The 26,128-nt window shown below is 38.3% G+C and carries 21 protein-coding genes and 1 pseudogene; 9 read left to right on the top strand and 13 right to left on the bottom strand.

Annotated features, from left to right (window positions below):
- The first annotated feature begins 296 nt into the window (after positions 1 to 296).
- Positions 297 to 767 (top strand): Csu type fimbrial protein, encoded by a 471-nt coding sequence (locus tag AOLE_RS12705; RefSeq protein WP_013198365.1) that lies wholly within the window; start codon positions 297 to 299, stop codon positions 765 to 767.
- A gap of 136 nt (positions 768 to 903) precedes the next feature.
- Here AOLE_RS12705 and AOLE_RS12700 read toward each other — a convergent pair whose 3' ends face one another.
- The 8 genes and pseudogenes from AOLE_RS12700 to AOLE_RS12665 all read right to left on the bottom strand — a co-directional run bounded on the left by AOLE_RS12700 (position 904) and on the right by AOLE_RS12665 (position 10,431).
- Complete coding sequence (locus tag AOLE_RS12700) at positions 904 to 1,581, bottom strand: membrane protein (RefSeq protein ID WP_013198364.1); 678 nt, start codon at positions 1,579 to 1,581, stop codon at positions 904 to 906.
- A gap of 47 nt (positions 1,582 to 1,628) precedes the next feature.
- Positions 1,629 to 3,800, bottom strand: a complete 2,172-nt coding sequence (locus AOLE_RS12695) for a TonB-dependent siderophore receptor (protein ID WP_013198363.1) — start codon at positions 3,798 to 3,800, stop codon at positions 1,629 to 1,631.
- Between the two features lie 156 nt (positions 3,801 to 3,956).
- Positions 3,957 to 4,541 carry a GNAT family N-acetyltransferase gene (locus AOLE_RS12690; RefSeq protein WP_013198362.1) on the bottom strand — a complete coding sequence of 195 codons (585 nt, stop codon included), beginning with the start codon at positions 4,539 to 4,541 and terminating at the stop codon, positions 3,957 to 3,959.
- Between the two features lie 49 nt (positions 4,542 to 4,590).
- Complete coding sequence (locus AOLE_RS12685) at positions 4,591 to 5,409, bottom strand: isocitrate lyase/PEP mutase family protein (protein WP_013198361.1); 819 nt, start codon at positions 5,407 to 5,409, stop codon at positions 4,591 to 4,593.
- Positions 5,410 to 5,473: 64 nt separating this feature from the next.
- Positions 5,474 to 6,172 carry a DUF1826 domain-containing protein gene (locus AOLE_RS12680; RefSeq protein WP_013198360.1) on the bottom strand — a complete coding sequence of 233 codons (699 nt, stop codon included), beginning with the start codon at positions 6,170 to 6,172 and terminating at the stop codon, positions 5,474 to 5,476.
- 153 nt (positions 6,173 to 6,325) lie between these two features.
- Positions 6,326 to 8,869: a TonB-dependent siderophore receptor gene (locus AOLE_RS20755; RefSeq protein WP_013198359.1), complete on the bottom strand. Its 2,544-nt coding sequence runs from the start codon at positions 8,867 to 8,869 to the stop codon at positions 6,326 to 6,328.
- 58 nt (positions 8,870 to 8,927) lie between these two features.
- Positions 8,928 to 9,894: pseudogene (locus tag AOLE_RS12670) on the bottom strand (FecR domain-containing protein).
- A 30-nt stretch (positions 9,895 to 9,924) separates the two neighbouring features.
- Positions 9,925 to 10,431, bottom strand: coding sequence for a sigma-70 family RNA polymerase sigma factor (locus AOLE_RS12665; protein ID WP_013198357.1), 507 nt, complete (start codon positions 10,429 to 10,431; stop codon positions 9,925 to 9,927).
- A gap of 366 nt (positions 10,432 to 10,797) precedes the next feature.
- Here AOLE_RS12665 and AOLE_RS12660 point away from each other — a divergent pair, with 366 nt between their 5' ends.
- Complete coding sequence (locus AOLE_RS12660) at positions 10,798 to 12,171, top strand: putative bifunctional diguanylate cyclase/phosphodiesterase (RefSeq protein WP_023274281.1); 1,374 nt, start codon at positions 10,798 to 10,800, stop codon at positions 12,169 to 12,171.
- A 144-nt stretch (positions 12,172 to 12,315) separates the two neighbouring features.
- Positions 12,316 to 14,262, top strand: coding sequence for an acid phosphatase (locus tag AOLE_RS12655; RefSeq protein WP_013198355.1), 1,947 nt, complete (start codon positions 12,316 to 12,318; stop codon positions 14,260 to 14,262).
- Between the two features lie 123 nt (positions 14,263 to 14,385).
- On the opposite strand, the gene AOLE_RS12650 is transcribed toward AOLE_RS12655, so the two are convergent.
- The 3 genes from AOLE_RS12650 to AOLE_RS12640 are packed head-to-tail and all read right to left on the bottom strand — an operon-like array spanning position 14,386 to position 17,257.
- Positions 14,386 to 15,300: an alpha/beta hydrolase gene (locus AOLE_RS12650; RefSeq protein WP_013198354.1), complete on the bottom strand. Its 915-nt coding sequence runs from the start codon at positions 15,298 to 15,300 to the stop codon at positions 14,386 to 14,388.
- Entirely contained in the window at positions 15,284 to 16,183 is a 900-nt protein-coding gene (locus tag AOLE_RS12645) for an alpha/beta fold hydrolase (RefSeq protein WP_023274280.1), read from the bottom strand. The genes AOLE_RS12650 and AOLE_RS12645 overlap by 17 nt, the downstream gene beginning before the upstream one ends.
- Positions 16,184 to 16,204: 21 nt before the next feature.
- Entirely contained in the window at positions 16,205 to 17,257 is a 1,053-nt protein-coding gene (locus tag AOLE_RS12640; protein WP_013198352.1) for a sugar phosphate isomerase/epimerase family protein, read from the bottom strand.
- Positions 17,258 to 17,437: 180 nt separating this feature from the next.
- On the opposite strand from AOLE_RS12640, the gene AOLE_RS12635 reads away from it, so the two are divergent.
- Positions 17,438 to 18,037 carry a TetR/AcrR family transcriptional regulator gene (locus AOLE_RS12635; protein ID WP_013198351.1) on the top strand — a complete coding sequence of 200 codons (600 nt, stop codon included), beginning with the start codon at positions 17,438 to 17,440 and terminating at the stop codon, positions 18,035 to 18,037.
- A 77-nt stretch (positions 18,038 to 18,114) separates the two neighbouring features.
- On the opposite strand, the gene AOLE_RS12630 is transcribed toward AOLE_RS12635, so the two are convergent.
- Both AOLE_RS12630 and AOLE_RS12625 read right to left on the bottom strand, forming a co-directional pair.
- The gene (locus AOLE_RS12630) at positions 18,115 to 18,735 is read right to left on the bottom strand and encodes an NUDIX hydrolase (protein WP_013198350.1); all 621 of its coding nucleotides are present in this window, start codon (positions 18,733 to 18,735) and stop codon (positions 18,115 to 18,117) included.
- A 234-nt stretch (positions 18,736 to 18,969) separates the two neighbouring features.
- Positions 18,970 to 19,857 carry a LysR family transcriptional regulator gene (locus tag AOLE_RS12625; protein ID WP_013198349.1) on the bottom strand — a complete coding sequence of 296 codons (888 nt, stop codon included), beginning with the start codon at positions 19,855 to 19,857 and terminating at the stop codon, positions 18,970 to 18,972.
- Between the two features lie 106 nt (positions 19,858 to 19,963).
- On the opposite strand from AOLE_RS12625, the gene AOLE_RS12620 reads away from it, so the two are divergent.
- The 5 genes from AOLE_RS12620 to AOLE_RS12595 all read left to right on the top strand — a co-directional run bounded on the left by AOLE_RS12620 (position 19,964) and on the right by AOLE_RS12595 (position 25,871).
- Positions 19,964 to 20,884: an alpha/beta hydrolase gene (locus AOLE_RS12620; RefSeq protein WP_013198348.1), complete on the top strand. Its 921-nt coding sequence runs from the start codon at positions 19,964 to 19,966 to the stop codon at positions 20,882 to 20,884.
- Between the two features lie 24 nt (positions 20,885 to 20,908).
- A complete protein-coding gene (locus AOLE_RS12615) occupies positions 20,909 to 21,823 on the top strand; it encodes an alpha/beta hydrolase (RefSeq protein WP_013198347.1) in 915 nt (304 codons plus the stop codon).
- Between the two features lie 700 nt (positions 21,824 to 22,523).
- Positions 22,524 to 23,078, top strand: coding sequence for a TetR/AcrR family transcriptional regulator (locus AOLE_RS12605; protein ID WP_013198345.1), 555 nt, complete (start codon positions 22,524 to 22,526; stop codon positions 23,076 to 23,078).
- Positions 23,079 to 23,397: 319 nt separating this feature from the next.
- Positions 23,398 to 24,564, top strand: a complete 1,167-nt coding sequence (locus AOLE_RS12600; protein WP_013198344.1) for a carbohydrate porin — start codon at positions 23,398 to 23,400, stop codon at positions 24,562 to 24,564.
- A gap of 11 nt (positions 24,565 to 24,575) precedes the next feature.
- Positions 24,576 to 25,871: a serine hydrolase domain-containing protein gene (locus AOLE_RS12595; protein ID WP_013198343.1), complete on the top strand. Its 1,296-nt coding sequence runs from the start codon at positions 24,576 to 24,578 to the stop codon at positions 25,869 to 25,871.
- The last annotated feature ends 257 nt before the right edge of the window (positions 25,872 to 26,128 follow it).

The following is a 26,128-nucleotide window of genomic DNA, read 5'->3' as shown; positions in this document are numbered from 1 at the left end:
ATTATTAATAATTTTTAGAATGAGAGATAGATGAAGTAGATATACAGTTTGATAAGGAATGATGGAACTTATGCTGAAGAGGACTAAAAACATCAACTAATTTTTAAATTAGTTAGATTGCGTGTAATACATCACGGTTTATAAAATAACATTCAAATCATGCGTTTAGTATTTATTGACAGTGTGCAATATTAAGTTTTATAACTAAAAGATCCTGAAGCTGTTTCTTTAACCAGAACAGAAAAAACACAATATAAAGATGAATAGACATTAGAACAAAAAGTTAAGGAGAAGAAATGAAAGTCCTTAAATACAGTTTATTTTCTCTGATGAGTATGCTGACAATAAATAGTGCGGATGCTGGAAATGCATCTACATCATTAAGAGTCAGTTTAACGATTATTGAAACGTGTGAAGTTTCTACACAAGGAAATTTAGATTTTGGTTCAGTGGTTCGTTCTCAGTCAGTTGCTGCTGCAAGAACGGATGTATCTGTGCAATGTAGTCAAAATACGCCGTATCAATTGGCGGTAACTTCAGACAATAACTTTGAACTTAAATCTGCTGCCAGCCCAGCATCTGTTGCATATGTACTGTATCAAGATGCTGGCCATACTCAAATTTGGGGAGGCCAGGGAAGTAAAATATATTCAGGAGTTGCCACAGGGATGAAAGAAAATATTCCTATTCATGGGGCAATTACATCAAGTACCAATGTTCAGGCCACCAAGTATGAAGATTGGGTCCGTGTGAACGTTATATATTAATAAAAGAATAATAAATAAAGCGCTTCTGCTGTAAAGCTGAAAGCCCAATATTTTAATCACTATGATTTGATATCAAATTCTTTTGCAGCTCAACAAGGTGCGATGAGTGGAAACTTGTTGAGCTACATAAATGATTTTATTTATTGCTCAGCCATTGAATTGAGGCATCAAACAGTTTTAATCCATCGTCAGATAGATTGGTAAATGTGTCGTTGTTAAGAAAAAACATAAGTCTTTTTGCAGGTGCTAAAGATTCATAGTCCATGGTTGCACCTTTCTCATAACCCCAAATCGCTACTTTTTCAGGTTGCCCATACACAGTCGCGATAATGGTGGCACCTAAACCAGGTTTGCCCCAACTCATAGGTGCTTGCGCTTTATAGACATTGTGAGTTCCCGCAGAAAGATTTGCAGAGAGTGGATGTGGCGCATTGACTAACCACAAATAACGTTCTTTCTCGACTTCGCCAAAATCGCTATTAATTCGTTTACCTGTCATAGCCAAATCATCAAGATAATCGTTTTCCCACGTCATCAGTGGAATGGCGAGTTGGCGCCAACCCGATTGAAGATTTTTAGAAGCGACTGTAGAAGAAATAATGACTAAATCTGTGTTTTTTAAATTATTCGGTGAAACAGATTGATCTAATACTTCAACTTGATAGCCTTTGCTCTGCAAGTATTTTTGAATAGCGACATCTGTACTAGCCGATGACCCCTTGATCTGTGAGATTAGAGCAATTCGTGTTTGGGCGTAAACAGAAGAGCTAAACAGTGTGCCAATTAACACCACCGTAGAAAGAAGCTTTTTCATATTGTTCTCGAAAGAGCAGTGATTTAACACTGCTCTGATCCTGTGTTTTAAAATTTAAAGGTTGCGCGTAATACTGCTTGGCGAGAGTCACCTTGAGATACGGCCAAATTATTGACGCTAGCTGTGTAGTAAGTTGTGTCAAAGATATTATTTAAATTAAATTGGAAAGTGACCGCTTGTTTAGCAATGGTGGTGTCATAACTCACAAAGGCATTCGCTAGTGTGTAGTCAGGTAGGTCAAAGGTATTTTCCGAATCACCAGCACGTTTTCCTACGTAATTACCACTCAAGCCTAAACGTAAGTTACCGTTATAAAGCTGCCCATAATTATAGGCCAATGCTAGAGAAGCTGTATTACGCGCTACATTGTTTAGGCGGTTGCCTTCTAGACCACTTTCATCTTCAGTCACTTTAGCATCTGTATAGGCATAGGTGAGGGTAGCATCAAGCTGATCTGTTAGACGGCCTGTCAGGTCGAGTTCAGCACCTTTAGAACGAACAGCACCCGTTGTATGCAGTTCGACTTCATTCGTAGATGAATTGGTAATTTTAGCTAAAACATTACGTTTTTTAATATCGTAGATTGCAAAATTGGCTTTAATACGGTCATTTAACTCATATTTTGCACCAACTTCATAAGACTTAGCTTGTTCAGGTTGAACGTCTGCATTAATAACAGCGTCGCCGCCTAAAGGAGCAATTGAAGAAGATGGCTTAAGTGACTCGGTATAACTACCATAGAATGAAAGTTGGTCATTCCATTGATAGACTAAACCTGCGTGTGGGAGCCAAGCATCATCGTTGGTATTGGTATTTTCCTTAAATGGTCTGCCACGTCCAGCAGTTTGCTCATAGTTTAGGTAACGACCACCAAGTACAGCAATCCATTTTTCATTTAAATGAATGGCATCTTGAACATAAAAACCATAGGTATGTAGTTTATCTGTTTGGTCGCTATCTGATGCGACAACATTTTGAGATGGTTCAACAGTTCCAAAACTTGGATTTAAATAATCTAAGGTTGAGGTATCACCACGAACCATATCTGGACGGAAATATTTGCGATATTCAATGTCTGAACCAATTTGAATATCATGTTTTAAACCAAACAGATTGGTTGAACCATTGATATACGCTTGGGCGTTACTGTCTATACTTTCTGCATTTAAAGTCGCATCAGTACGGCGTGTCACGGTATGTTTGGTCGTATCTAACTTGGTTACACGTAACTGATTGGCATCATAGGTTTCGTAGTTGTAGGTATAGCCGAAGTGAGCCGACCAATTATCATTAATTTGGTGATCTACCAACAGTTGAGCTAAATGATCTTCACCTTTCATTTGGTTAAAAGCTTCATCTAAACGTTGATATTTAGAGATGGGTAGGGCTTTGTTTGTTTTTGGATCAAAAACGGTAGAGCGGTCAAAAGGTACATCAAAGTGGCGGTATTGATAGCTCAGGTTCACTTTAGTTTGACCATTATCCCACGCTAAAGATGGAGCAATTAGTGACTGTTTGAGGTTACCAAAATTACGCCAATAGTCTGCATCTGAGTGATCGGCAATAAAGCGATAGGAAAAGTTACTATCACTAATCGCGCCCGTGGTATCGATGCTTGCGCCTAAACCATTTTTACCCGCTGCAAAGCTTGAACCGTAGACGGAAAATTCAGTTTTCTGAGTAGCCTCAGGTTTCTTTGTAATGACATTAACCACACCGCCCGGGTCCATAATGCCATAGAGTAACGAAGACGGGCCTTTTAAAACTTCAACTTGTTCAACAGCCGCATTCATGGTTCGGCCTTGCACAATCGGCATACCATTTACGGTAATTGAACCGTCACGGTTATCACCAAAACCACGTTTCATTACGGTATCTTGCGTACTGCCTAAAGTATTACCTTGCGTAATGCCGCTGACTTGGGTCAGTGCATTGTCCAGATTTGCAGGTAAATAGTCTTTCATATATTGCTTAGAAACGACATTTACGGTTTGTGGGCTTTCTAGATTTTTTTGATTGCCTCGTAAGGTCGATGCCGTTTGATTTTCGATATAGCTTGAGTTCGCTTCCGCCTGAACTTTAATAGTCTCTAGCTGCGCTGGTTGGATCGCAGTTGTTTCTGCCCAAGACATGATAGGGATGAGGGATAAAAGCAAGGGGCTACTATGTTTTAAAATTTCAACAGTAATTAAATTTTTACGCGGGGAGAAAGCAAACATAAGTATACCTAAGTGATATAAAAATCGTGAAAGGCTAAAAAAGAGTGACTATTCAAGCGAACAAGAGAGCCGACTAGACTCAAAAAAAGTGTGTAAAGTATATATAAATGAGACTCATTTGCAATGTTTTTGAATGGGAATAAAAGAGCAGAAAAATTAATAATAATTTAACTTTTTAATAAGATTCTCTTTTATGTTTGGCCACTCTTCATCAATGATACTAAATCTGACAGAATTCCTTTTTCTTCCATCAGGCATAATTCTCTCATTTCTTACAACACCTTCCTTTTGAGCACCGAGTCTTAAAATCGCATTCTGTGATTTTTCATTAAGCACATCTGTTGTAAGCTGAACTCTGACGCAATTTAATTCCTCAAAGGCATATTTAAGAAGCAAATATTTTGCTTCCGTATTTGCGTATGTTCGCTGCCAATATTTCGAATACCAAGTACTTCCAATTTCTAACTTTAAATTTTTTCTATCTATTTTCCAAAATCTCGTAGATCCAATGATCTTTCCTGTAGCGATATCTTCAACAACAAAAGGAAGAACTGTACCTGCTTGATAACCTTCTAGCGCAAGGTGAATATAGTCATCTATTGTTTCTGCTGAAGGTACGACAGTGAAAGGAAGGTTCCATAGTTCTCCGTCTGATGCAGCGGCGACTAAATCTCTTGAATCTTCAATCTTTAAAAGGCGTAACCGAATACGATCACTTGAAAGTATGATGTTTGGGGTCATAACAGAGGTCCTGTCTGAAAGTTACCAAATAAAGAGATTTATCTAAATCTTATTTAAATCGACTATTTAGATCACTACTTGAAACTAACGTATTGAGTGAATGGAAGTGACCTGATTCGGCAATAGCACTCGCTGCTTTAATAAAACCATCCCAAGCTGTACGAGCTAATGCTCCACCTAAGCTAATACGTCTTACACCTAAATCTGCAAGTTCTGCTGCTGTTAAATCACTATCCCAGCCGATTAAAACGTTCACGGGTTTTGGTGCAACAGCATGAACGACAGCAATGATTTGTTCACGTGTTTTGATACCGGGTGCATATAGGCAGTCAGCACCAGCTTCTGAATATGCTTTTAATCTATTAATCGTATCTTCTAAATCAGGCACACCAACAAAAAAGTTTTCAGCACGGCCGATAAGCATCGTATACGTTCCGCTTTGATCGATCGCTATACGAGCTGCACGGATTCTTTCAACAGCATTAGGAATATCACGAAGCGGCTTTTCAATATTTCCAGTTGAATCCTCAATCGAAATACCAGCTATACCTGTATCAAGCGCCATCAGAACATTTTCAATAACACCTTGAGTAGTATCTGAAAATCCGCTTTCAAAATCAGCATTAATAGGAAGATTGGTCGACTGAACCATGTAACGTAAATGTGCCAATGTTTCATCTCTGTCGAGTTGACCATCTGCTTTTCCACAGGTCCATGCATAGCCCGAGCTTGTTGTTGCAAGTGCTTTATAGCCAAGTTGTTCGAGTACCTTTGCGCTGCCTGCATCCCAAGGATTAGGTAAAATAAAACATCCGTCTTTATGGAGATCACGGAAAATCTTTCTTTTCTCATCTACTGATTTTTTCATTATTTGGTACTCTTTTTAAATGGATGAGATTAAATTTAATCATCCAACCTTAAGCTCAAAACATTTAACAAATCAATAGCAACCGATACTCGCCATCTTTTTCAACAGGGGCTCGATGAACACAAGGCAAAACCTTTTGAGTGGGATGATCTACTGCTAAACGCCAAATATGGCCCGTGCCTAAATTTACAGGTTGGGCAGCGGGTTTAGGTTGATAATGCAAATCAAAGAAATACTCTGCCAAGAAAGCTTCAAATTCAGCTTCTGGGCCATCATGTAATTCTTTGAGCTTTTCTCTAATTTCTGGAATTAAAACTTTTTGTTCAACCTGATCATTGGAAACAATATCACTGGCAGCGCCGTGATAGGTACATAAGAAAGTATCGGTTTCAACTGGAGAGCGATCAACATGAAATGAATATACATCTGTTGAAATGAAATCTAGCTCTTCATCGCGTTCATAATGTTTAAGTAAGTTAAGTACTGGCGATGCGCCGAAATCAGTTAACTGCTCGATATCTTCTAAAATAGTTTTTCTTGCCAGATTGCCTTTTTCAGAAAGTTGTAGCGCTAAAAGGTCTTCAACAGAAACCTCTGTAATATTTTCTTTTAAATGAAGTTTATTCACAATCTCTTTAAAGTCGCCAACCAAATTTCTGTGCCAGCAAATTGCATTTGTCTCTCCTCGGAACTTTGTATTTACAAGTTCAGGGAAACTAGACACTTGTCTAATTTGTTTGCTGTCAGAAAACGCATTCTTCATAGGACAATTAAATAAAATAATAGAGCATGTCTAATATTATAGCCTGAGCTTAGCCAAAAATATTCCATTCCAATTGATTAAGCTAGTTTAGTCTTACTTCAGAAGAACATTATTTGCCTCTGAAGTAAGGTCTTTAATTGACGAGTAATTTATTTACCATTCATATTTCACACCCACTCGGAAATTAGTCGGAGCGCCGTAATAGCTATTTGTGGTGGCTAAATGGTATTTCTCATTAAATAAGTTATTAACATTAAAGTTGAGCATTAGATTATTGTTGACCTTATAACGTGCCATTAAGTCGACCAAAGCGTAACTTTCTTGAGTGAATCTACCCGTTGTAGAGACCGCATTTTTTTCATAAATTTCGCTTTGCCAACGAACACCGCCACCAATGGTCAGGGCTTCATCAAGATAAGGCAGTGTGTAGGTCGTAAACAGTTTGGCTGTGTTATTTGGCACACCGGTATTTAATCGGTTGTCTTGGCTATCTTTTGATAAGTTACGGCTAAAGCTTGTGGAAACTTGCCATAAATCAGTCAACTTACCTGTCGCTTCAATTTCAAAGCCGCGGCTTTTGGTGCCAGATTCTGTTCGATAGGCTTGTGAACCATCTGGGGCAAATACATCTGCTAATGCAATTGCTGTATTGTCCTCTTTAGTTTCATAAATAGCAGCGCCAACATTTAACTGATTATCAAAAAACTCACCCTTAATACCCAGCTCGGTACTATTGCCTATTAATGGGTCTATGTATTCGCCTGTAACGGCTTTCTTATCTTGTGGTGAAAAAATATTGGTGTAGCTTGCGTAAGCAGTCCAATTGTCAGTGAAATCATAGGTAATGCCCACATAAGGAATCACCTTGCCACTTTCTTCTTGTGTTGTGTAGGTGGTCTTATTATCAGCATCTGAATGGTTGCCAGTTACGCGTTCCCAGTCTTCAATTCGAGTGCCTAAAATGACTGCAAGATTGTCGGTTGCTTTAAGACGAACAGCACCAAAAATAGATTGGCTACGATCATCTCCACTGTACCAACCATCTATTTTTGTTTCGGGCCGGTTAGGTGTACTACCATCCCAAGCAAAAATATTTTTTAGAGTTCCATCCCATGTCATTTTGCCGTCAACTGAGTTATTCCAGCCAGAATAGGTGGGACGTTTATTTTTACTTTTTGTGTAAGTCGTGCCTAACACCACGTCATGAGTTTGATTAAACAAATCAAATGAACCATTCAAAGTTAAATTGAACAAGTCTTGAGTAGGACGATAATCCCAACGGGTTGCATATAACATCGCCCCGCTACCAGTAGCTTTATCGATCCCTTTACTTGAGTAGGTATAACCTACAATTTCATCAGAATCGGTAATGGTTCTAGATACTACACCTTTTAATTTCCAGCGATCATTAAACTGGTGTTCAATGTCGGCAAAGTAAGATGTCGTTGAGCGGTCTGAACCCGTCCAACTTGCTGCCGCTGAATCTGAACGGGACCAATTAATGAGTGTGCCATCTGTATAAAAGCTTGGTAAACCACCTCTAGCCACACCAGTCAAATCAATTTGCTGGTAACTTGCACCTAAACTTGCTTTGGTTTGGTCTGTTAAATCAGCTTCTACGACTGCATAAGCAACTTTACGTTCTTCATTGTAGCGGTCGATATAAGAGTCTGACTTTTGGTAGGCAAAAAGGGTACGGCCACGAATACTTCCTGATTCATTAAGGGGGGTAGAAACATCAATATCGGTACGGTAAGAATCCCATGAACCAATGTCAGCACTCACCGAAGCCTTAAAGTCTTGTAATGGTTTTTTTCGGACCAGATTAATACTTGCGCTTGCACTGCCAGCACCTGTCATTAAGCCATTTGCACCGCGCACGACCTCGACTCGGTCAAATAAAGCCATGTCCTGACTTTGGAAAATACTTGCATATGAACTCATGAGCTTCACGCCATCGAGTAAATAGCTATCTACTTCTTTGCCGCGAGCGTAAATAGGTGAATTATCACTACCAATATTGCCGCCTTGTTTAATAGAGAGTCCTGCTGCTTGACTGACAACATCGGTTAATTGGGTGAGGTTCTGGTCTTTCATTTGTTGGTTGGTGATTACACTGACCAGCTGAGGTGTTTCTCGCAAACTTAAAGCTAAGCCATTAGAAGCGGTGGTCGCCTTCGCTGTATATAAACCTGAACCTTCGGTTGTTAAATTTTCACCATGATCAGCATTAACATGAATTGTTGCTAAATGCGCCGTACCTGTTTCACTGCCTGCCGTATCAAATTCATTATTGTTATTTGCTTTTGTTTTAATGGCTTCTAACTGGAAAACTTTGGGTTCAATTGGAGCGGGTGGAGCCTTCACTCGGATGCTGTAACCACCATTGTTGACTTTAACGGCTTCAAATGGATGGTTTTGTAATAACAGACTTAAAGCATCTTCAACAGCGTAATTGCCTTGAAGCGCTTTGCTTTTTGTTTTTGAAAGACTGGCATTATCGTAGCTAATGGTTGTGCCTGTTTGAATCGCCAGTTGTTTAATGGCCTGATCAAGCGTGCTCTGGCGAATTGAAATACTATAAGTTTGCGCAGCGTAAATAGAAGTTGAGGTAAGCGCCGTGACCACCAATGGCGTACTCCATAGCACTGCACGTATAGCCAAAGCCAATTTACTTTTTGCTTGATAATCCTTCATGTGGTCTTCTCGACAGGGAGTGTATTTCTCTATAAGTCGAACCAGATCAAAAAAAGGGTCACATTTTTTTATCTTTTTTTAATATTTAACAAATAGGGACTGTAATAATTCAGTTCAAGTTGATGGCTATAGGCTAAAGTTTCTAAGCTTTGCTCAGGATTTTTTAGAGAAAATACGCCCGAAATTTTTATATTTTTTAATTCCGCATCGAGATGGTAGCTTCCTTTTTTATAACGAAATAGCTCATCCAGCACTTTTTGAAGTGGCCATTGATCTACAACCAAAAGTTGTTGGGTCCAATACGGTTGATCATTATCGAGAGGAAGAGACTTTGAAATATATTTTTCGTCAAAAAAAGCACGCTGGCCTTGTTTTAATATTTGCCGTTTAGATGAGTTCTCGGGTTCAATTGCGACCGCATGTTTATAGACTTTGACTTTGGTCTGTTCGCTATTTTCTTGGCGAACCGTAAATTGAGTACCTAAGGCTTCTACTGAACCATTCTTGGTTTCGACAATAAATGGTCGATGTTGAGCATCCTTTGCCGTTTCAATATAAATTTCTCCATCAATCAGTTTTATCTGACGTGTCTCTTGCGTGAAATTTACATCGACATAGCAATCACTGGCCATAATCAGTTGTGAGCCATCCTTTAGCGCTACTTTTTTAATTTCACCCACTTTGGTGTGGTAATCCGACTGCCATTTTTCCCAAGGTATGAAATAGGCAGACAAACCAACGAACATTAAACCTGAAAGGCTTAACAGCATATTGCGTTTTGCAGCAATATTAAATTTTTTATTAGACTGAACTAAAGCTTCGGAAGGGAAGTTACCTGCAAGGTTTGATAAACCATGGCTGAATTTTTCCATTTGCTGGAGTGCTAGCTGGTGTTCTTGTTTTTCAGTTTTCCATTCCTCAAATTGTTGTTGCTGTAACGCTGTCATTTCACCCGAATGTAAGAGTACCAACCAGTCTGCGGCCGCATCTAAAACATGAGGAGGGATTTTAGTAATATCTGACATAAGGTAACAAGTTAAGCGCAGCTAACAGGGTTAATTATAGAGGTCTATACAAGCTAAAAAAGCTTGTTTCATATCTCTTTTCACAGTGGCTTCAGAAATATTCATTTTTTCACTAATTTCTCGATAAGTCATGCCATCTAGTTGAGACATTAAAAAGACCTGAGCTGTGCGGGTAGGCAGTTTTTCTAATATTAAATGGACCTGATATAAAGTTTCTTGAATATAAACTTCATGTTCAGCGGAGGGATAATATTCTTCTGGAAGATGCTGTAGGGCGTCTAGATAGAGGTTTTCAATATGTTGACGACGCCAATAGTCAATCATGACATGTTTGGCGATGCCCATAAGCCATGCCTGTGGTTCCTTAATTTTTTGAAAACAATATTCACTTTTTAAAGCACGATAAAACACTTCCTGGCTTAGGTCTTCAGATTGATGATGGTGCTGAAGTTTGTGTTTAAACCATGATAAAAGCGTAGTTTGCTGAGAACGGTAAATTTGGCTAAACCATACCTGTTTGTCTACATCGAGGTTCATAGCAGTGAAGTCCACAAATTGGCACTGAGTAGCGCAATTAAACACACATTTAAATTATTCTTAAATAGTAATGATAATTATTATTAATATCAATCATTGGGACAATATATTCTAGAAACAATAATGTTCTAATTTTTCGCTATTTAGAGCCTGTACCTTAGTCGCAGACACATGTATCGTTAGGGGATGATCCTTTAAAATTATAAGGTGTTTGATAAGCAACATCGTTCAATTAAACAACCAAACTATACCACCACGATAAAACAACAACGTTCTCAAGATGAGTCGTATAAATAACAAGGAATAAAACATTTTGTTTTATTAGTGAATCTTGAAGTGGGGTATCAATGATCCAGATGGGGGTCTATGAAGAAATATTTTATGGTTGATTTATTTATGTTCGCTTCGTCTTTTTTTAAGAAACACAAGAAAAATTACCGCAGCGTAAAGGATCAGCAGCTTACAATTGCAGCCAAAGCAAATATCTTTATTTGCATCATTTTTTGCTTGTTCTGGACCATATATTTTGCATTTGCACAAATGTGGTTGATTGTTTACATGGATATCTTTTTTACATTGATCTCCATATTTAGCCTTTTTCTTATTTATATAAATCGAATTTCAGCCGGTATTCTTCTTTCACAAGTCGTACTGCTGGTTTTTCCAGTGGTATTCTGCCTATTTTTTGATATAGCTACCGTTGATCGTCCACAGGTAGCTCATTTATTTTTACCCGCTGGAGCGATATTGGGGTATTTGAATTACCGCAGAGAGCCAAGCTATTTACAATTCATTTTAATTTTATTGTCGATTGGGTGTTTTATATTTTTTAGTGGAAGCTCTTTTAATCTTGAGAGTGCTATACCGCTATCTGAAGATATTCGTAATCATGGCGGATGGATTGCAACTTGTGCTGCCACATTAATGATTTGTATTTCAATTTATACCATGCAATTAGAGATACAAATAGAAAACAGCATGGTGAAAGACTTACGCTTAGCTCTTGCTAAACAACAATTTGAGCTTTTTTATCAGCCACAAATCAATTCATCTGAAACGTTGATTGGCGCAGAAGCTTTATTAAGATGGCATCATCCTACTTTAGGTTATGTGCCTACAAAAGATTTCATTCCAGCGGCTGAAACATTTGGATTAATGCCAGAGATTGGGGAGTGGGTGTTAGCTCAAGGCTGCAAAGTTTTACAAGACTGGAGCAAAAAAGCCGAGACCAAAGATCTTACGCTTTCAATCAATATTAGTGCTGATCATTTTATGCAAGCTACCTTTGAGCAAACCGTGATTGGAATGGTTCAAAAATATCAGATAAATCCATCGCGGCTCATTTTAGAAATCACTGAAAATATTGCTTTAAATAATTGTGTAAGCATGATCGAAAAAATGCATTTCCTGTCAAAAAATGGAATTCAGCTTTCCCTTGATGATTTTGGTACAGGTTATTCATCTTTAAGCTATTTACAGAAAATGCCCATCAGCCAAATCAAAATTGATCGTAGCTTTGTACAGGCAGCTTTGGATGATAAACGTAGCAATAAACTCGTAACTGGCATTATTAAAATTGGACTAGATTTAAACCTTCGAGTTTTAGTCGAAGGCATTGAAACGACTGAACAATTTAGTGCTTTTAAAAATAATGGATGCACTGAGTTTCAAGGCTATTTATGGGGATGTCCGATGCCGTTAAATGACTTCTTAAAACAGATTGCCTACTTCAAAAAATAGGCAAAACAACTATTTCAGCAGTTAAGTATAGAAAGTAAAAAGAGAGTTAGCATTGTTTAGAAAAATTTAAATTAATTTCAAATATGTAATAACAGCTAAACATTCATGATGAAAGATATGGATATTTATTAAACGGATCACACCATGTCAAGCTTTAAAATAAATACACTTTTACTTTCTCTTATTTCTTGTTCGGTCTTTTTTACGGGGTGTAATGACAGTAATAGTTCAGATGATAATTCGGCAGCAAACCAAGAAATACCCGCAGCGCCCAAGGGTGTAGGCTTTGAAGATACTGCTCCAGTTCCATCGAATATCACCACCATTGTAGATTCGTGGACGACCAATCAACGTGGTGATGCAAGATATGCCACGGTTGAAACAAATGCTGGCGTACGTGTGCTGAGCGGCTTTTTAGATGTATGGACGCCTTCGAGTTTATTTGTCGATGCAGGCCAATCTGCTGAGGCAAGAGATGGTTTTCCGGCAGTAGTCGCATCAAACTGGACAGGTTTACCGGGCGACAGTACGGACGGTACAAAAAAGAATATAGATGTATTGAACTACAACATTAATTATTCAATTCAAACCACGCATAAGCGTACAGACGAAGAAGCTATCCGAGCCTATTTAGATGATAGGCGCGGAAAAAGCTATAGTGTAACGACAGGGATGGGAGCATTAACCGATCCTTGGAGAAAACTCACTGGGCAGACCACCACAATCAATTCAGTGCCAGCCGATGCTGCACAAGTAAAATACGATGACAAAGGCAATAATAGTGGACTAACCACGGCCGATGGCAATGCCAACTTTGGAAAAGTCGTTGAGTTTGTTCAAGCGATGGGGAATAACTCATCGACAGAGTCAGCAAAGCGTTTTTATAAATATGCTCGTCCGTGGCGCTGGAGTTCTGAAGTCATTGTTGTACCTAGTTTAGAATCTGCTAAAAGTAGTACACCTGCAACTGACGGTGGTTTTCCAAGTGGGCACACCGCCGAAGCTGGTCGAAATGCAATTGCGATGGCGTATTTAGTGCCTCAGCGTTATCAGGAATTGATTGCTCGCGGTATGGACCTTGGTGATTCACGTATTATTGCGGGCATGCATTCAGCGATGGACGTGATTGGCGGACGTCTTCAGTCGATTGCCGCAGATGTTGCCAACTTAAATGCTATGACTGTAGAGCAACGAAAAGAAGCTTATTTACAAGCTCAAACACAGCTCATGAAAGAGACCAATAGCTCAACGTTTGAATCATTTTATAGCTTGGCCAAAACACGTTATGACGCGAATGACCGTTTTGCCGATCTTGAAAAATTAAAACAGCAGGTTAATCACTGGATGACCTATGGTTTTAACCAAATTGGCGATAAAACAAAAATAGCAACAGTTCCTAAAGGTGCAGAAGTTTTATTGGAAACTCGACTGCCTTATTTAACTGCCGATCAGCGCCGTGTGGTTTTGAAATCGACTGCACTTGCTTCGGGTTATCCAGTCATGGATGACATTGAAGGTTATGGCCGTTTAAACCTGTTTAGAGCGGGTGCAGGTTATGGCAGTTTTGATGGCGATGTTAATTTGACCATGGATGCGAGTTTAGGTGGCTTTAATCAATATGATCAGTGGAGTAATGATATTACGGGTGCTGGGAAACTGACCAAATCAGGTACAGGAACTTTAGCACTGACAGGAAATAACTCGTTTACTGGCGGAATTGATTTAAAACAGGGTGGTTTAGAAATATTGTCTGAGCATGGTGCAGGTCAAGGCGATATTTATATGCGTGAAAATAGCCTATTAAAAACCAACTCAGCTAAAACAGTTACTATTGCGGGTAATTTAACTCAGCTTGCAGGAACGACATTTAACATCACGTTTAAATCGAATGTACTTCCAGCCGTTCAGGTGGCAAATACGCTGACCTTAAATGGAACATTGCAGCTCGTCACAAAAGACAATTTAGCGGCGGGAACTTATACGGTGTTATCGGCTAAAAAAGTCCAAGGCACCTATAAAAAAGTGACACTCAATGGCAAGGATATTACGCCAATTTATCAAAATAATAGCGTTAAGTTTACGGTGTCATAAGCGGAACTTGGATAACCCATATCCATAGTTAAAAGTAAGTTGGGCCACTCCAAAAGTTTAATTAAACAATTTTGAAGAGTGGCTCAACTACGTAATATGTCTGAATAATAAAAACGAATCTATCTATATACGAACTTTATGATAGATCGATTTTACTTCCTCGGGGCTAATTGCCGGCATGTGAATCACGCCGTGAATCATCCCTTCTAACAAATGAAAGTTCACCTGAATGCCAGCATCCCACAATTTTTGAGCATATCTTTCGCCATCATCTCGAACAGGGTCATATTCACAAACAAAAATCGTTGCATCTGGCAGTCCATCTAAAGACTGAGCGAGTAACGGACTTACAAGTTCATTCTGTTTTTCACTTTCATCTTGCACATATTGATCCCAACAATAAACCATTGTGGATGACTCCAAACCATAACCTTCGGCGTATTGGTCATAAGATTTGCTACTCATCGTGGCATCTAAAGCTGGGTAGAAAAGAAGTTGATGGCTCACCTTAATTTCCGGATGTTGTTTTGCCATTAGACATGCAGCGGCCGCTATGTTTGCGCCCGCACTATCTCCACCTACAGCTATACGGTTTGAGTCAATTCCAAATAGTGAAGCATTCTCATGGATATAGCGTAATGTCGTAAAAAAATCATTTAGAGGAGTTGGAAACTTAAACTCTGGAGCCAATCGATAGTCCACAGAAAACACAACCAGTTGAGTGGTTTCTGCTAACAGCCGACAAGTGCGGTTCCATGCATCTAAACTTCCCAGACACCAGCCTCCACCATGAGCAAAAACTAAAGCAGGCCATTGCTCAGTGTTTTCGAGTGAATAGGGAACATAAACACGAACTTCAATTTCAGCACCATCTGAAACAGCAACATAAAAACTTTGTTGATAGCTTGCATCTTGTTGAATGCCTTGCTGATCAATAATGTCTTTGTTTACTTGCTCCCTAAGTTCTTGTAACGAGTTTACAGCCTGTGTGGTTGGTCTGGATTTAAGCCAGCTTTCAATTTCAGCAAGTAGAGGCATCACTTTTTTCCTGCTGCAAAAAATCTAAAATGAGTGAACTGAATATTTCTGACTGTTCTTCCATAATGAAATGACCGCAGTCTTTTACAATCGCACTGGTTAAATGCGGTGAAACCTTTTTCATGGTTTCATAAGGCGCATTGTTTGTGGCATGTTCAGCGCCTATGGCTAAAACTGGCATGTCTAAACTTTTAGTTTCTCTGATTTTATTTTGACGTATGGTCTCGGGAATAGAGCGGTAATAATTAAAACCCGCCGTTAAACGACCTGGAATTTTATAGGCTTCAATATAAGTTTCAGTTGCCACTTTATCTTTGTGCCACGACCATTTATCAAACATATAATTTAAATAAGTATCTTCGCGGCCCGCGATTAAGGCTTCGGGTAAGTCAAGGGTTTGGTTAAACATGAAGTGCCAAAGAAAGATATTTTCACTCGGCTCAACAAAAATAGGAGGTGCGGGCGCTAAACCGGGAATCACTGCTTCTGTTACCGCAAGTCGAGTGACTGACTCAGGAAAGTCTGATGCAAGCGCATAGGCAACCCACATGCCAATGTCGTGACCAACCACCGAATAAGTTGGATATTCAAGTTCAGTCATGAGCATTGATAAAATTTTAGCAATACGCCCCGTATCGTAACTTCCTTCAAGTGGAGCTGAATTTCCGGTTCCGGGTAAATCAACCGCGATTGCTCGATAACCCTGTTTTGCCAGTTCAACCATGACTTTGTGCCACGCGTACCATGTTTGCGGCCAACCCGGAATCAGTAATACAACTGGACCTTTCCCTAAGGTCACGTAGTGTAATTTCTTGCTCTCGATGTGAATGTAATGATGTTGGAATTCGTTATACGAGTTTTCATTGAATAATTGAGTTTTCATGTTGAGTTCTCTTACGATTCCTTAAATACCTAATAACTGATTAATTTGAGTCTGATTCACGGGGGCAGCAGCAAAGTCATCAAATACTTTATTGGTGACATGAATAATATTTTGCTTAATGAACTCGGCACCTTCGCGTGCGCCATCGTCTTTATTTTTTAGGCAGCATTCCCACTCCAACGTTGCCCAGCCTTCGTAGTCGTAATGCGCTAACTTTGAAAAAATCGCTTTAAAGTCAACTTGACCATCACCCGTAGAACGGAATCGACCCGCTCGATTTCCCCAGCTTTGATAGCCGCTATACATTCCTTGGCGGCCTGTTGGATTAAATTCGGCATCTTTAACATGAAACATGCGAATGAAATCTTTATAGATATCGATATATTCCACATAGTTCAGTTGCTGTAAAACAAAATGGCTTGGGTCAAAAAGAATATGGCAACGTGGGTGGTTGCGAGTCCGCTCTAAAAACATTTCAAATGTAATGCCGTCATGCAAATCTTCACCGGGGTGAATTTCATAGCAAAGGTTGACGTCTTGTTCATCACAAGCATTCAAAATAGGAAGCCAGCGACGCGCTAATTCATCAAACGCCGTTTCTATGAGCCCTGACGGTCTTTGAGGAAATGGAAATACATAAGGCCACGCCAAAGAGCCTGAAAATGTCCCCATGTCTTTAAGACCTAAACGGGCAGATGCTTGAATTGAAGCGAGCATTTGCTGTTTTGCCCACTCGGTTCTAGCCGCTGAATTGCCATGCAAATGAGAGGGGGCAAAGTTATCGCACATTGAGTCATAAGCAGGGTGCACAGCCATTAGCTGCCCAAAAATATGAGTCGTTAACTCACTAATTTTTAAGCCATGATTGTTTAAAGTACCTAATATTTCATCGCAATAATCTTGGCTTTCTGCTGCCAAATTGACATCAAATAAACGCTTATCCCAAGCAGGAAGTTGTACGGCTTCAAAGCCTTGGTTTGCTACCCAAGCTGCAATATCTTCTAGGCGGTTAAAAGGAAAAACATCATCGCTAAATTGAGCAAGATGAATACTAGGGCCTTTGATGGTTTCCATAATAAAACCTAATTAGTTGTCGATCGACAAACAATAGGCTTAATTTTTGAGAAAAACAACTTTTTATTTGAAAATCAAAACAAAACAGGACTATTTTGAATAAATCTCATTGATTTATTTGTGAAAATATTTTTTTCGAATAATAATGAAAACACGTACTAAGTTTGATAAAGGGTCATTATGGCTGGCAGACCAAGAGAGTTTGATCGAGAAGAAGCCCTCGTAAAAGCGAGAGATTTTTTCTGGCTTCACGGCTATGAAGGCACATCAATGTCAGATTTAGTTGAAGTTTTAGGGATTGCCTCCGCTCGAATTTATAAAGCGTTTGGCTCAAAAGAGGCTTTGTTTAGAGAGGCTGTAAATCACTATGAAAAGAACGAAGGTAATTTCGCGCTAAATGCTTTAAAGCAAAAAAATATTAAGGATGCAATCAGCCAATTATTTCAAGATGCACTAGCGCTTTACACGCAAACCAACCATTCCTATGGGTGCATGGTCGTGTCGGCAGCGAGTGTGCTAGGCGAAGAAAACCAAGCTGTTTTAGACTGGATGAAAGCACAACGTATTGCACGGGGCCAAAGTCTGGTCGATCGATTTATTCAGGCAAAATCAGACGGTCAATTGGTGGCAGAGGCTGACCCTAAAACCTTAGGGCAATATTACGCGCTCGTTCTCCATGGTTTATCTGTTCAGGCAAGAGATGGATATTCAAAAGAAGAACTTGCTCAAGTGATTAATTTTGCATTAAAAAATCTAGATCAATATATTGTAAGTGCTTAATTAATTAAGCATTTATTTGATCCGTAGTGTAATAACAGAACTCTAAATATAAGAGATCTACCTTACATTAAGTTTAATTAATCAAACTTAGTAACCTCTGGTACTGACTCTAAATAATCAAAAAATTGCTGTATTTGTTCTTCTGTTACACGTGCTGTAGAAATAGGCGGTAGCTCATCTCTACCAAAGAATCCAACTTCGGGTGTTTCAATACTTGGTGTCAGCTCACCATCAATAATTTCACACCAGAAGAAAGCCTTATACACATGTAAAAACATCGGAGGGTGAGGGTGCTTGGTTCTATCTGTTAAAGCTAATAATTTAATGGCTTTAACTCGTAGACCTGTCTCTTCTATAACTTCTTTTTCAGCATTTTCCGATGCCGAGTAACCTACGTCAGCCCATCCACCAGGAACGGACCAACCTCCATCTTCAATTTCTTTTACTAATAATAATTTATTTTCTTTAAAAACAACTGCTCTGACATCTAGTTTCGGAGTGGCATAACCCACATCTTGAAGAACATTATTAATAAAATTTTCTGTTTTGATTTCTTTTAACTCTAATAAATACTCAATGTGTCCTAGAAGTTGTTCATAACGTTCCTTGTCATAAACATCTTTTGAGTAATGCAAACCTGTTTGAGCAATACCAGTAATTTTATTTAAAGTTTCTAACCACTTAACTGAGTCATTCATTGCAACGGATGCCTTCAAGCTTATATCTTTTAGCTATGGTAAGGCATACTCAGGTGAAGCACTATTAAACAGTTGTTAAATGAAATTTCAAATGAATTTTTTAAGATTAATAGCTCTACTAGCTTTAAATTTACGGTGTCATAAGTTGAGTTTCAGTACTGAACAATGACGGTAGTCAAATGGGGAGTAAGTGACAAAGTTGGATTTCCACTCACTCCTTAAGGATTTTAAGCTTTATATTTCACTCAACGTATCTTTAACAATTTTAAAGGCAGGGGACATTAAGCGACGGCTCGTATAAAACAAATAAAAAGGTGGCAAGGTAACAGCGTGTTGTTCCAATAAACTTACTAATTTTTTTTCTTCTAAAGCTGGTTTCACTAGAAAGTAGGGCAAATAAGCTACTGCGCAGCCATCAAGTACAGCATCGAGCATTTCATCTAAACTGGTCATGACCAGTTGAACGGGCCCTCTAAAAAATACACTTTTATTTTTATCTTTAAACTCCCATGCCATTAAAGAGTTATCAGTTAAAAGACGAATATAAATGCCTTTGTGCTTTTTTAGATCGTCTATAGATTGCGGTGTTCCATACTTTTCTAAATATTCAGGTGAAGCGATTAATCGGAAGGGAATTTCTTTACTAATTGGAACCGCAATTAAATCTTTTTCTACCAAGTTTCCAACACGTACCCCAGCATCATATCCTTCTTTTGCAATATCAATTCGTCTGTTTTCGGAAGTCAGTTCCAAAGATATATCGGGATATTGTTTTACAAGCTTTTTAAGCTTTGGCCACAAATAATACTTAATCGTAAATGCATCGGCAGAAATACGCACATGACCACTTGGAAGGTCTTTCATCGAGCTAATTTGTTCTATTCCTAAGTCAATATTTTCAATGTTTTGACCAACGAGCTCAATAAGGCGCGAACCTGCTTCTGTAAGGGTGAGACTACGGGTAGAACGGTTTAATAACTTTATTCCTAACTGTGCTTCAAGATTATTAATACTCTGGCTTACAGCCGATTGGGTAACACCCATATATGCCGCAGCTTTAGTAAAGTTTTTAGTTTTTACTACTTCAGAAAATGTTTTTAAATCATTCAGATTAATTTTCATGATTCATAAGTTCTACTAATAGTTACGATCAGATTATAGCATCTAATCAGACTAATCTTTGCTTGTTACTATGTTTTTCATGAAGTTCAACACAGGTGAGTCAACAATGAAAAATGTAAAAATCAAAGCACCTTATTGGGAAATCGCAGCAAATCTTCACTTCCCAGAAAATTTTGATGAAAGTATTCAATACCCAGCAATTATTAGTGGACACCCAATCGGAAGCTGTAAAGAACAAACCTCTGGAAATGTATACGGTGCAGCATTAGCAAAAGCTGGCTTTATTGTGATTGCATTTGATGCAAGTTTTCAGGGCGAAAGTGGCGGTGAACCACGTTCAACAGAAAACCCAGTACTTCGTGTAGAAGACTTCCGTTTAGTGACTGATTATTTGATGACGCTTAACTATGTCGATGAAAACCGAATTGGTGTACTAGGAATTTGCGGTGGTGGTGGCTATGCACTCAATGTTGCAATGACCGAAAAACGAATTAAGGCAGTTGCTACAGTAGACGCCGTAAATTTTGGTCGCTTGTCGAGAGAAGGCTTTAGCAACTGGAATCCTTTAGAGAAACTAGAGCTTATTGCAAAACAACGTACTGCCGAAGCTCGCGGAGAAACAAAAAGAGTTGATGATTTGTTGCCAAGTTCAGTTGAAGAAGCCAAAGCGGCTGGAATAACAGATATTGATGTACTAGAAGCAACTGACTATTACAAAACCGATCGTGGCTATCAACCAAATGGTGTTGCTAAAACATTATTTTCACATTCGGCTGTGGCAATCGGTTGGGATGCATTCCACCTAGCTGAAGTATTACTTACACAGCCTTTATTACTGATTGCAGGTGATAAGGTCGGTGGTTTTGGTTCATATCGAGACAGTTTGGAAATCTATGGTCGAGCACGTTCACAAAATAAAGAGCTTGTGATTGTAGAAGGTTGGTCTCATTACGATTTATATGACAAACCTGAACCAGTGGCACAAGCATTAGCAAAACTCATCCCATTTTTTCAAAAAAATATTTAAGTTAAGCCTATAAAGGAGCTAACCATGAATACAGTTAAATTTCAAAATTCAAATGGTCAAGATATTACCACTGCAGCAAATATTCACTATCCATCAAACTTTGATGAAACACAAAAGTACGTAGCAATTGTTGTTGCTCATCCGGGTGGAGGCGTAAAAGAGCAGACCGCAGGTTTGTATGCGTCCAAGCTCGCTGAACAAGGTTTTATTGCAATTGCATTTGATGCAAGTTTTCAGGGCGAAAGTACAGGTTTACCTCGCCAGTTAGAAAACCCTTACATTCGTACAGAAGACATTAGTGCCGTGATTGATTATCTAACCACCTTAAGCTATGTAGATGAAAACCGTATTGGGGCGATGGGTATTTGTGCGGGCGGTGGTTATGCCGCAAATGCTGCAATCAATGACCGCCGTATTAAAGCAGTAGGTACGGTAAGCGCAGTGAATATCGGCTCTATGTTCAGAAATGGTTGGGAAAACACAGTTAAAGATGCAGATGCTATTCCATATATCCAAGCGGGTTCAGATGCGCGTACATCAGATGCAAATAGTGGAAATGTTGCAACCATTCCGCTTGCACCTTTAAAAGAAGAAGATGCACCGAATGAAGAGCTTCGTCAGGCGTGGGAATATTACCATACGCCAAGAGCTGAGCACCCTAACTCACCAGGGGTTGCAACAGCCCGTAGCTTAACTCAAATTATTACTTATGATGCTTATAACAAAGCCGAAGCTTTCTTAACTCAACCATTAATTGCAATTGCTGGAAGTGTTGCAGGTAGTAAATGGATGAGTGAAGACCTAATTCAGCGCGCTGCAAGTCAGGATAAAACTTTACATATTGTTGAAGGTTCAAACCACATGGAGTTATATGACATTCCTAAATATGTAAATGAAGCTTCGAACGTACTTGCAGATTTCTTTAAAATGAAATTGTAAAATTACCACTATTGATTTAATAAAAGCCCGTTAATGGGCTTTTATTATTTAAACAGAATTTGCTTATTTTATTGAAAGAACAAGATTGCTTTAGACAGAAAATACCTATTTATAAACCAAACTTTAACAATAACTTCCTCATTATTTATCCTTACTTTTTAATGATCTATTTTAATACGATTGTCATTTCGTGTGCTTGACTGAAAGAGGGTTGAATACTATTCTTTGCCTGCTGGCCACATTGCCAGTCGGTTGTCGCAGACCGAATCAAACGAGCATTAAAAGTTTCATACTTTTAGTGTTGAGCCCTCGTGCCCCCTCTATGGCGGAACGGAGGGGGACACCTTCGGGTGTGCTGGCCTCGTTTGACCAGTCTGCGAACCCCTTTCGTTCTGCCACCATAATTTTAATGTCTGGCAGAACTCCCAATAAAAAGGAGTTGGCTTTGTACATCCATTATTTCTTGGCAGCCTTTGCCAAAAGTTATAACGACACAACTTAAACATTTAAAGCAGTTTGATAGCTAATAAGCTTTTCAGACTTTAATTCGTCTTAACCAAAAAACTTAATCAACAATAAAACTTGAGATGTGCCAAGCACAGTCTTTATAGGCTTTGCTATGCCTTTTTTTCTCCCAAAACGGCAGCGGTTTTTTATATCTCATTTATATACAACAATAATTTTTTATAACGGTAAAACTATGCCACATTCAGATCTTCCGTTTCGTGCTTTAAGCGTACTACACACTTCCCGCTATCTTTTTAATAAATACGGCTTTCACAATGTTGGGGTAGACCGAATTGTTGAGTCGGCAAAAATCCCAAAAGCGACTTTTTATAACTACTTTCACTCAAAAGAAAGGCTAATTCAAATGAGCTTAACCTTTCAAAAAGATGGTCTTAAACATGAAGTGCTTTCAATCATTCATGTTCAAAAAGAATTAACCCTAGTTGAAAAGCTGCGCAAGCTTTACTTTTTACATGCCGATTTAGACGGGCTTTACCATTTACCTTTTAAAGCTATTTTTGAAATTGCGAAAACACATCCCAAGGCCTATCAGGTGGTCGTTGACTACCGAAATTGGTTTATTAATGAAATCCATAAACTACTTTTAACGACTAATGAAAATGCTTCAAAACAAGATGCACACATGTTTTTGTTTGTGATTGATGGAGCAATAGTTCAGCTTTTAGACCCCAACAAACCAGATGAAAGAAAGCGCTTGCTTGAGTATTTTTTGCTGGGGTTTGGGTGATTTTTTTTGATTATTTAATAGCCTAAGTGTTTAAGGGGTATATGTCATTTTTAGACAAAATTGATGTCATTAGTACACAAGTCGAGCCAATATAAATATGTTGAAATCAGATTTATCAAATGGGACTGAAATAAATCAGCAAGCCCAAAATTATCGATATTTATTAAATATAATTTATTAATTTGTGGTGAAGGAGATTCAAAAACTATCAGAGTTAATAAATATTATATTGAGCTAGAAATAATCGTTATACCAAGTTTTTAATTATAAAAATATAAAACTTGGAAAGTGATTAATTATATTTAAAGGAAAGGATTCTATGTATATATCTAAACAAGGATGTATAGGTACACTCGTGCTTTTATATACGATGAGTGCAAATGCAGAAGTGAACCTAAAAGATAATTTTAAGTTCACAGCTAATTTTATTGATTTAGCGATGTATAGCCAAGAAAGTAATGTAGATGACAATTTTACTAATTCAGCAGGTTTATTTTTAAATACTGAAATTAAATTAGCGAATGAAGGTCATGACTTTGGGGTTTTAAAAGCACAATATGTGTTTAATGGTTTAAATGATGATGCACAGCTAAATACCTCAAACAATTGGTTTGGCGGAGTAGGAAGTTATGTCGGTGGAGCAATTGCTGCCAATGATTTGGCTTCATCCCAACTCAGTTTGCTGACTTGGGATAAGTATTGGAATGATAAGAAACTCTATACTTCCGTTGGGCGTACTAATCTAAGAAGATATTTCCTCTATAACAATTGTCAAAATATCCTTTTATGTACTGACCCGATTAAAGGGGCAATGGGTTCATTGCCGACTAACTATGCGTATTGGGGTGGTTATGCCAAATATAATTTATCAGACCATATCTATATGCATGCAGGGATTTTTGAGGTCAACACAGATGATTATGTCTATAAGAAAAAAGGACTAGATTTTTCCTTTCATCATCAGCTAGGTTACAGCCAAGTATATGGTATGGGATATAAAGATAAAAATACTAAAGCAGAGTTATTATATTTTTATAATAATTCTGAATATCGTAATGCATATACTCAAGAAAAATATGATGGTACAGATGGTTTAAATTTTAGATTTAATCATGATTTTAATAATCAGAATATTCCAACTGTATTTGGTGCTTACTCATATATTGATGAGAAAAACCAGCCTTATAAAAATTATTGGGAGCTTGGGTTAAGCTACAAAATCAATCAAGGTAAAAATCATTTAGGTGTGAAGTTCGGTCAGTCTCAACTCAATGATGATTATGTTTTAATGACAGAAAAAATTAATGGTAATAATAATAGAACAACCTCTTTTCTTTCTTTAGATACCGATATTAATTACAAACGTCTGACTCTAAGCCCATTCGTACAATACATCTGGAATCCGGATAACTACTACCGCTCTACAGGAAAAGCCTTCAATAGCAATGTGATTGTCGGTTTAGTCACTCAAATTAAGCTCTACTAAGGGAAAAAAAGATGAAGATTACAAAAATGAGCCTACTGTTCACTGGTCTATTCGTCAGTAGTGTCGCTTGTGCTGAATATAGCTGTCAGCAGTTGGAACTAAAGGACTGTCCAACGACCGTGGATAAAAAATTACCTGACCCACATGATATGTTGACATGGACGCAACAGCAAAGGGTGGTGGGCTTTCGAAATACATTCCATAGTTATGATGGCAGTGTTTTTCACCCTGATAAGAAAAACGTGCTTGCACTTCCAAAACTAAAGGACAGCATTAAAAATAAAGATATCCATTACTCAGTAGATGGTAAAAATTATAATTTAAATGACTACTTAAAAAATCAAAGTGTTGCAGGTCTGATTGTATTAAAAGATGGCAAAATTGCTTATGAATATTACGGACAAGGCAACAATGAAACGACTCTATGGACTTCTCGTTCAGTTGCAAAGTCTATTGTGGCAACATTAATTGGAGTCGCTATTCAACAAGGTAAAATCAAATCAGTAGATGATCCAATCATTCAATACTTACCAGATTTGAAAGGAACTGCTTGGGAAAAAGTATCCTTAAAACAGCTTTTGCAGCATACATCAGGAGTTGAATGGAATGAAAACTATAAAGATCCAAATTCAGATTTTGCAAAAATGACCTACTGTGAGGCAGCTAATAATCCCGATGCTTGTGTCTATAAAAATGTAAAAAACCTGAAAGCGAAATATGAACCGGGAACGGTATGGTCATATAGCACAGGTGGGGCATATTTGGTGGGTAAAGTGTTAGAAGCTGCTACACATGAAAATATTGCTAAATACCTAGAAGATAACGTCTGGAAACGGGTAGGTATGGAGCGAGAAGGTGTTTGGCAATCTTATACCCGTAATCAAGTTGACATGGGTGGACATGGGTTTAATGCAACGTTACGTGATTATGCGCGTTTCGGACAATTTATATTGAATGAAGGACGTGTTTCTAATGGAGACAAGATGTTACCCGATGGTTGGACAGCCCAAGCGACCAAATGGAATCAAGCGAAAGGCTCTGTCTCAGAAAACTACCCAAAAGGCATATATGGTTTTCAATGGTGGAATTCACATGCCAAAAAAGGTTCGCCATTAAGCACACAAAATTCTGATGAAACTTTCTGGGGACTGGGTATTTTTGGACAGATGTTAGCCATTAACCCTAAAGACAAGATTGTCATGATGCAGTGGAGTACATGGGAAACTGCAATGCCATCCGCTGAGCTTGATAATGAAAAAAGTTTATTTTTTAATGCGGTAACTCAGCATCTTACCGAGCAAAAATAAGCAGTTTTCTATAGCTTAGATTGTCATGAAATTTTAACTTGATATTTAACTAAGGTAATTTTAGAATCCGCCCAACAAATTTTTAGGAGCTTCAATGTGAGTACTTGCTCGAGTGACGGTAGTCGATCGGTAATAGTCTAAGTATCCACTGAAGTCCTGACAGACCTCTTTTTGTGGATACAAGAAGAGGTTTTTTATTTTCATCTTTTCATTTCTATTATTAACCCATGATTTATTCATGACGGGTTGCAGTACTT

The sequence above is a fragment of the Acinetobacter oleivorans DR1 genome (assembly GCF_000196795.1).
In the GTDB taxonomy this organism is placed as follows: Bacteria; Pseudomonadota; Gammaproteobacteria; order Pseudomonadales; family Moraxellaceae; genus Acinetobacter; species Acinetobacter oleivorans.
Note: the sequence above shows the minus strand (reverse complement) of the source record. Positions and strands in the feature narration are given on the sequence as shown.

What these genes read in the sequence shown, in the direction of transcription:
- AOLE_RS12705 (WP_013198365.1), top strand. Translation starts at nt 297, where the DNA reads ATGAAAGTCCTTAAATACAGTTTATTTTCTCTGATGAGTATGCTGACA.
- AOLE_RS12700 (WP_013198364.1), bottom strand. Translation starts at nt 1,581, where the DNA reads ATGAAAAAGCTTCTTTCTACGGTGGTGTTAATTGGCACACTGTTTAGC.
- AOLE_RS12695 (WP_013198363.1), bottom strand. Translation starts at nt 3,800, where the DNA reads ATGTTTGCTTTCTCCCCGCGTAAAAATTTAATTACTGTTGAAATTTTA.
- AOLE_RS12690 (WP_013198362.1), bottom strand. Translation starts at nt 4,541, where the DNA reads ATGACCCCAAACATCATACTTTCAAGTGATCGTATTCGGTTACGCCTT.
- AOLE_RS12685 (WP_013198361.1), bottom strand. Translation starts at nt 5,409, where the DNA reads ATGAAAAAATCAGTAGATGAGAAAAGAAAGATTTTCCGTGATCTCCAT.
- AOLE_RS12680 (WP_013198360.1), bottom strand. Translation starts at nt 6,172, where the DNA reads ATGAAGAATGCGTTTTCTGACAGCAAACAAATTAGACAAGTGTCTAGT.
- AOLE_RS20755 (WP_013198359.1), bottom strand. Translation starts at nt 8,869, where the DNA reads ATGAAGGATTATCAAGCAAAAAGTAAATTGGCTTTGGCTATACGTGCA.
- AOLE_RS12665 (WP_013198357.1), bottom strand. Translation starts at nt 10,431, where the DNA reads ATGAACCTCGATGTAGACAAACAGGTATGGTTTAGCCAAATTTACCGT.
- AOLE_RS12660 (WP_023274281.1), top strand. Translation starts at nt 10,798, where the DNA reads ATGAAGAAATATTTTATGGTTGATTTATTTATGTTCGCTTCGTCTTTT.
- AOLE_RS12655 (WP_013198355.1), top strand. Translation starts at nt 12,316, where the DNA reads ATGTCAAGCTTTAAAATAAATACACTTTTACTTTCTCTTATTTCTTGT.
- AOLE_RS12650 (WP_013198354.1), bottom strand. Translation starts at nt 15,300, where the DNA reads ATGCCTCTACTTGCTGAAATTGAAAGCTGGCTTAAATCCAGACCAACC.
- AOLE_RS12645 (WP_023274280.1), bottom strand. Translation starts at nt 16,183, where the DNA reads ATGAAAACTCAATTATTCAATGAAAACTCGTATAACGAATTCCAACAT.
- AOLE_RS12640 (WP_013198352.1), bottom strand. Translation starts at nt 17,257, where the DNA reads ATGGAAACCATCAAAGGCCCTAGTATTCATCTTGCTCAATTTAGCGAT.
- AOLE_RS12635 (WP_013198351.1), top strand. Translation starts at nt 17,438, where the DNA reads ATGGCTGGCAGACCAAGAGAGTTTGATCGAGAAGAAGCCCTCGTAAAA.
- AOLE_RS12630 (WP_013198350.1), bottom strand. Translation starts at nt 18,735, where the DNA reads ATGAATGACTCAGTTAAGTGGTTAGAAACTTTAAATAAAATTACTGGT.
- AOLE_RS12625 (WP_013198349.1), bottom strand. Translation starts at nt 19,857, where the DNA reads ATGAAAATTAATCTGAATGATTTAAAAACATTTTCTGAAGTAGTAAAA.
- AOLE_RS12620 (WP_013198348.1), top strand. Translation starts at nt 19,964, where the DNA reads ATGAAAAATGTAAAAATCAAAGCACCTTATTGGGAAATCGCAGCAAAT.
- AOLE_RS12615 (WP_013198347.1), top strand. Translation starts at nt 20,909, where the DNA reads ATGAATACAGTTAAATTTCAAAATTCAAATGGTCAAGATATTACCACT.
- AOLE_RS12605 (WP_013198345.1), top strand. Translation starts at nt 22,524, where the DNA reads ATGCCACATTCAGATCTTCCGTTTCGTGCTTTAAGCGTACTACACACT.
- AOLE_RS12600 (WP_013198344.1), top strand. Translation starts at nt 23,398, where the DNA reads ATGTATATATCTAAACAAGGATGTATAGGTACACTCGTGCTTTTATAT.
- AOLE_RS12595 (WP_013198343.1), top strand. Translation starts at nt 24,576, where the DNA reads ATGAAGATTACAAAAATGAGCCTACTGTTCACTGGTCTATTCGTCAGT.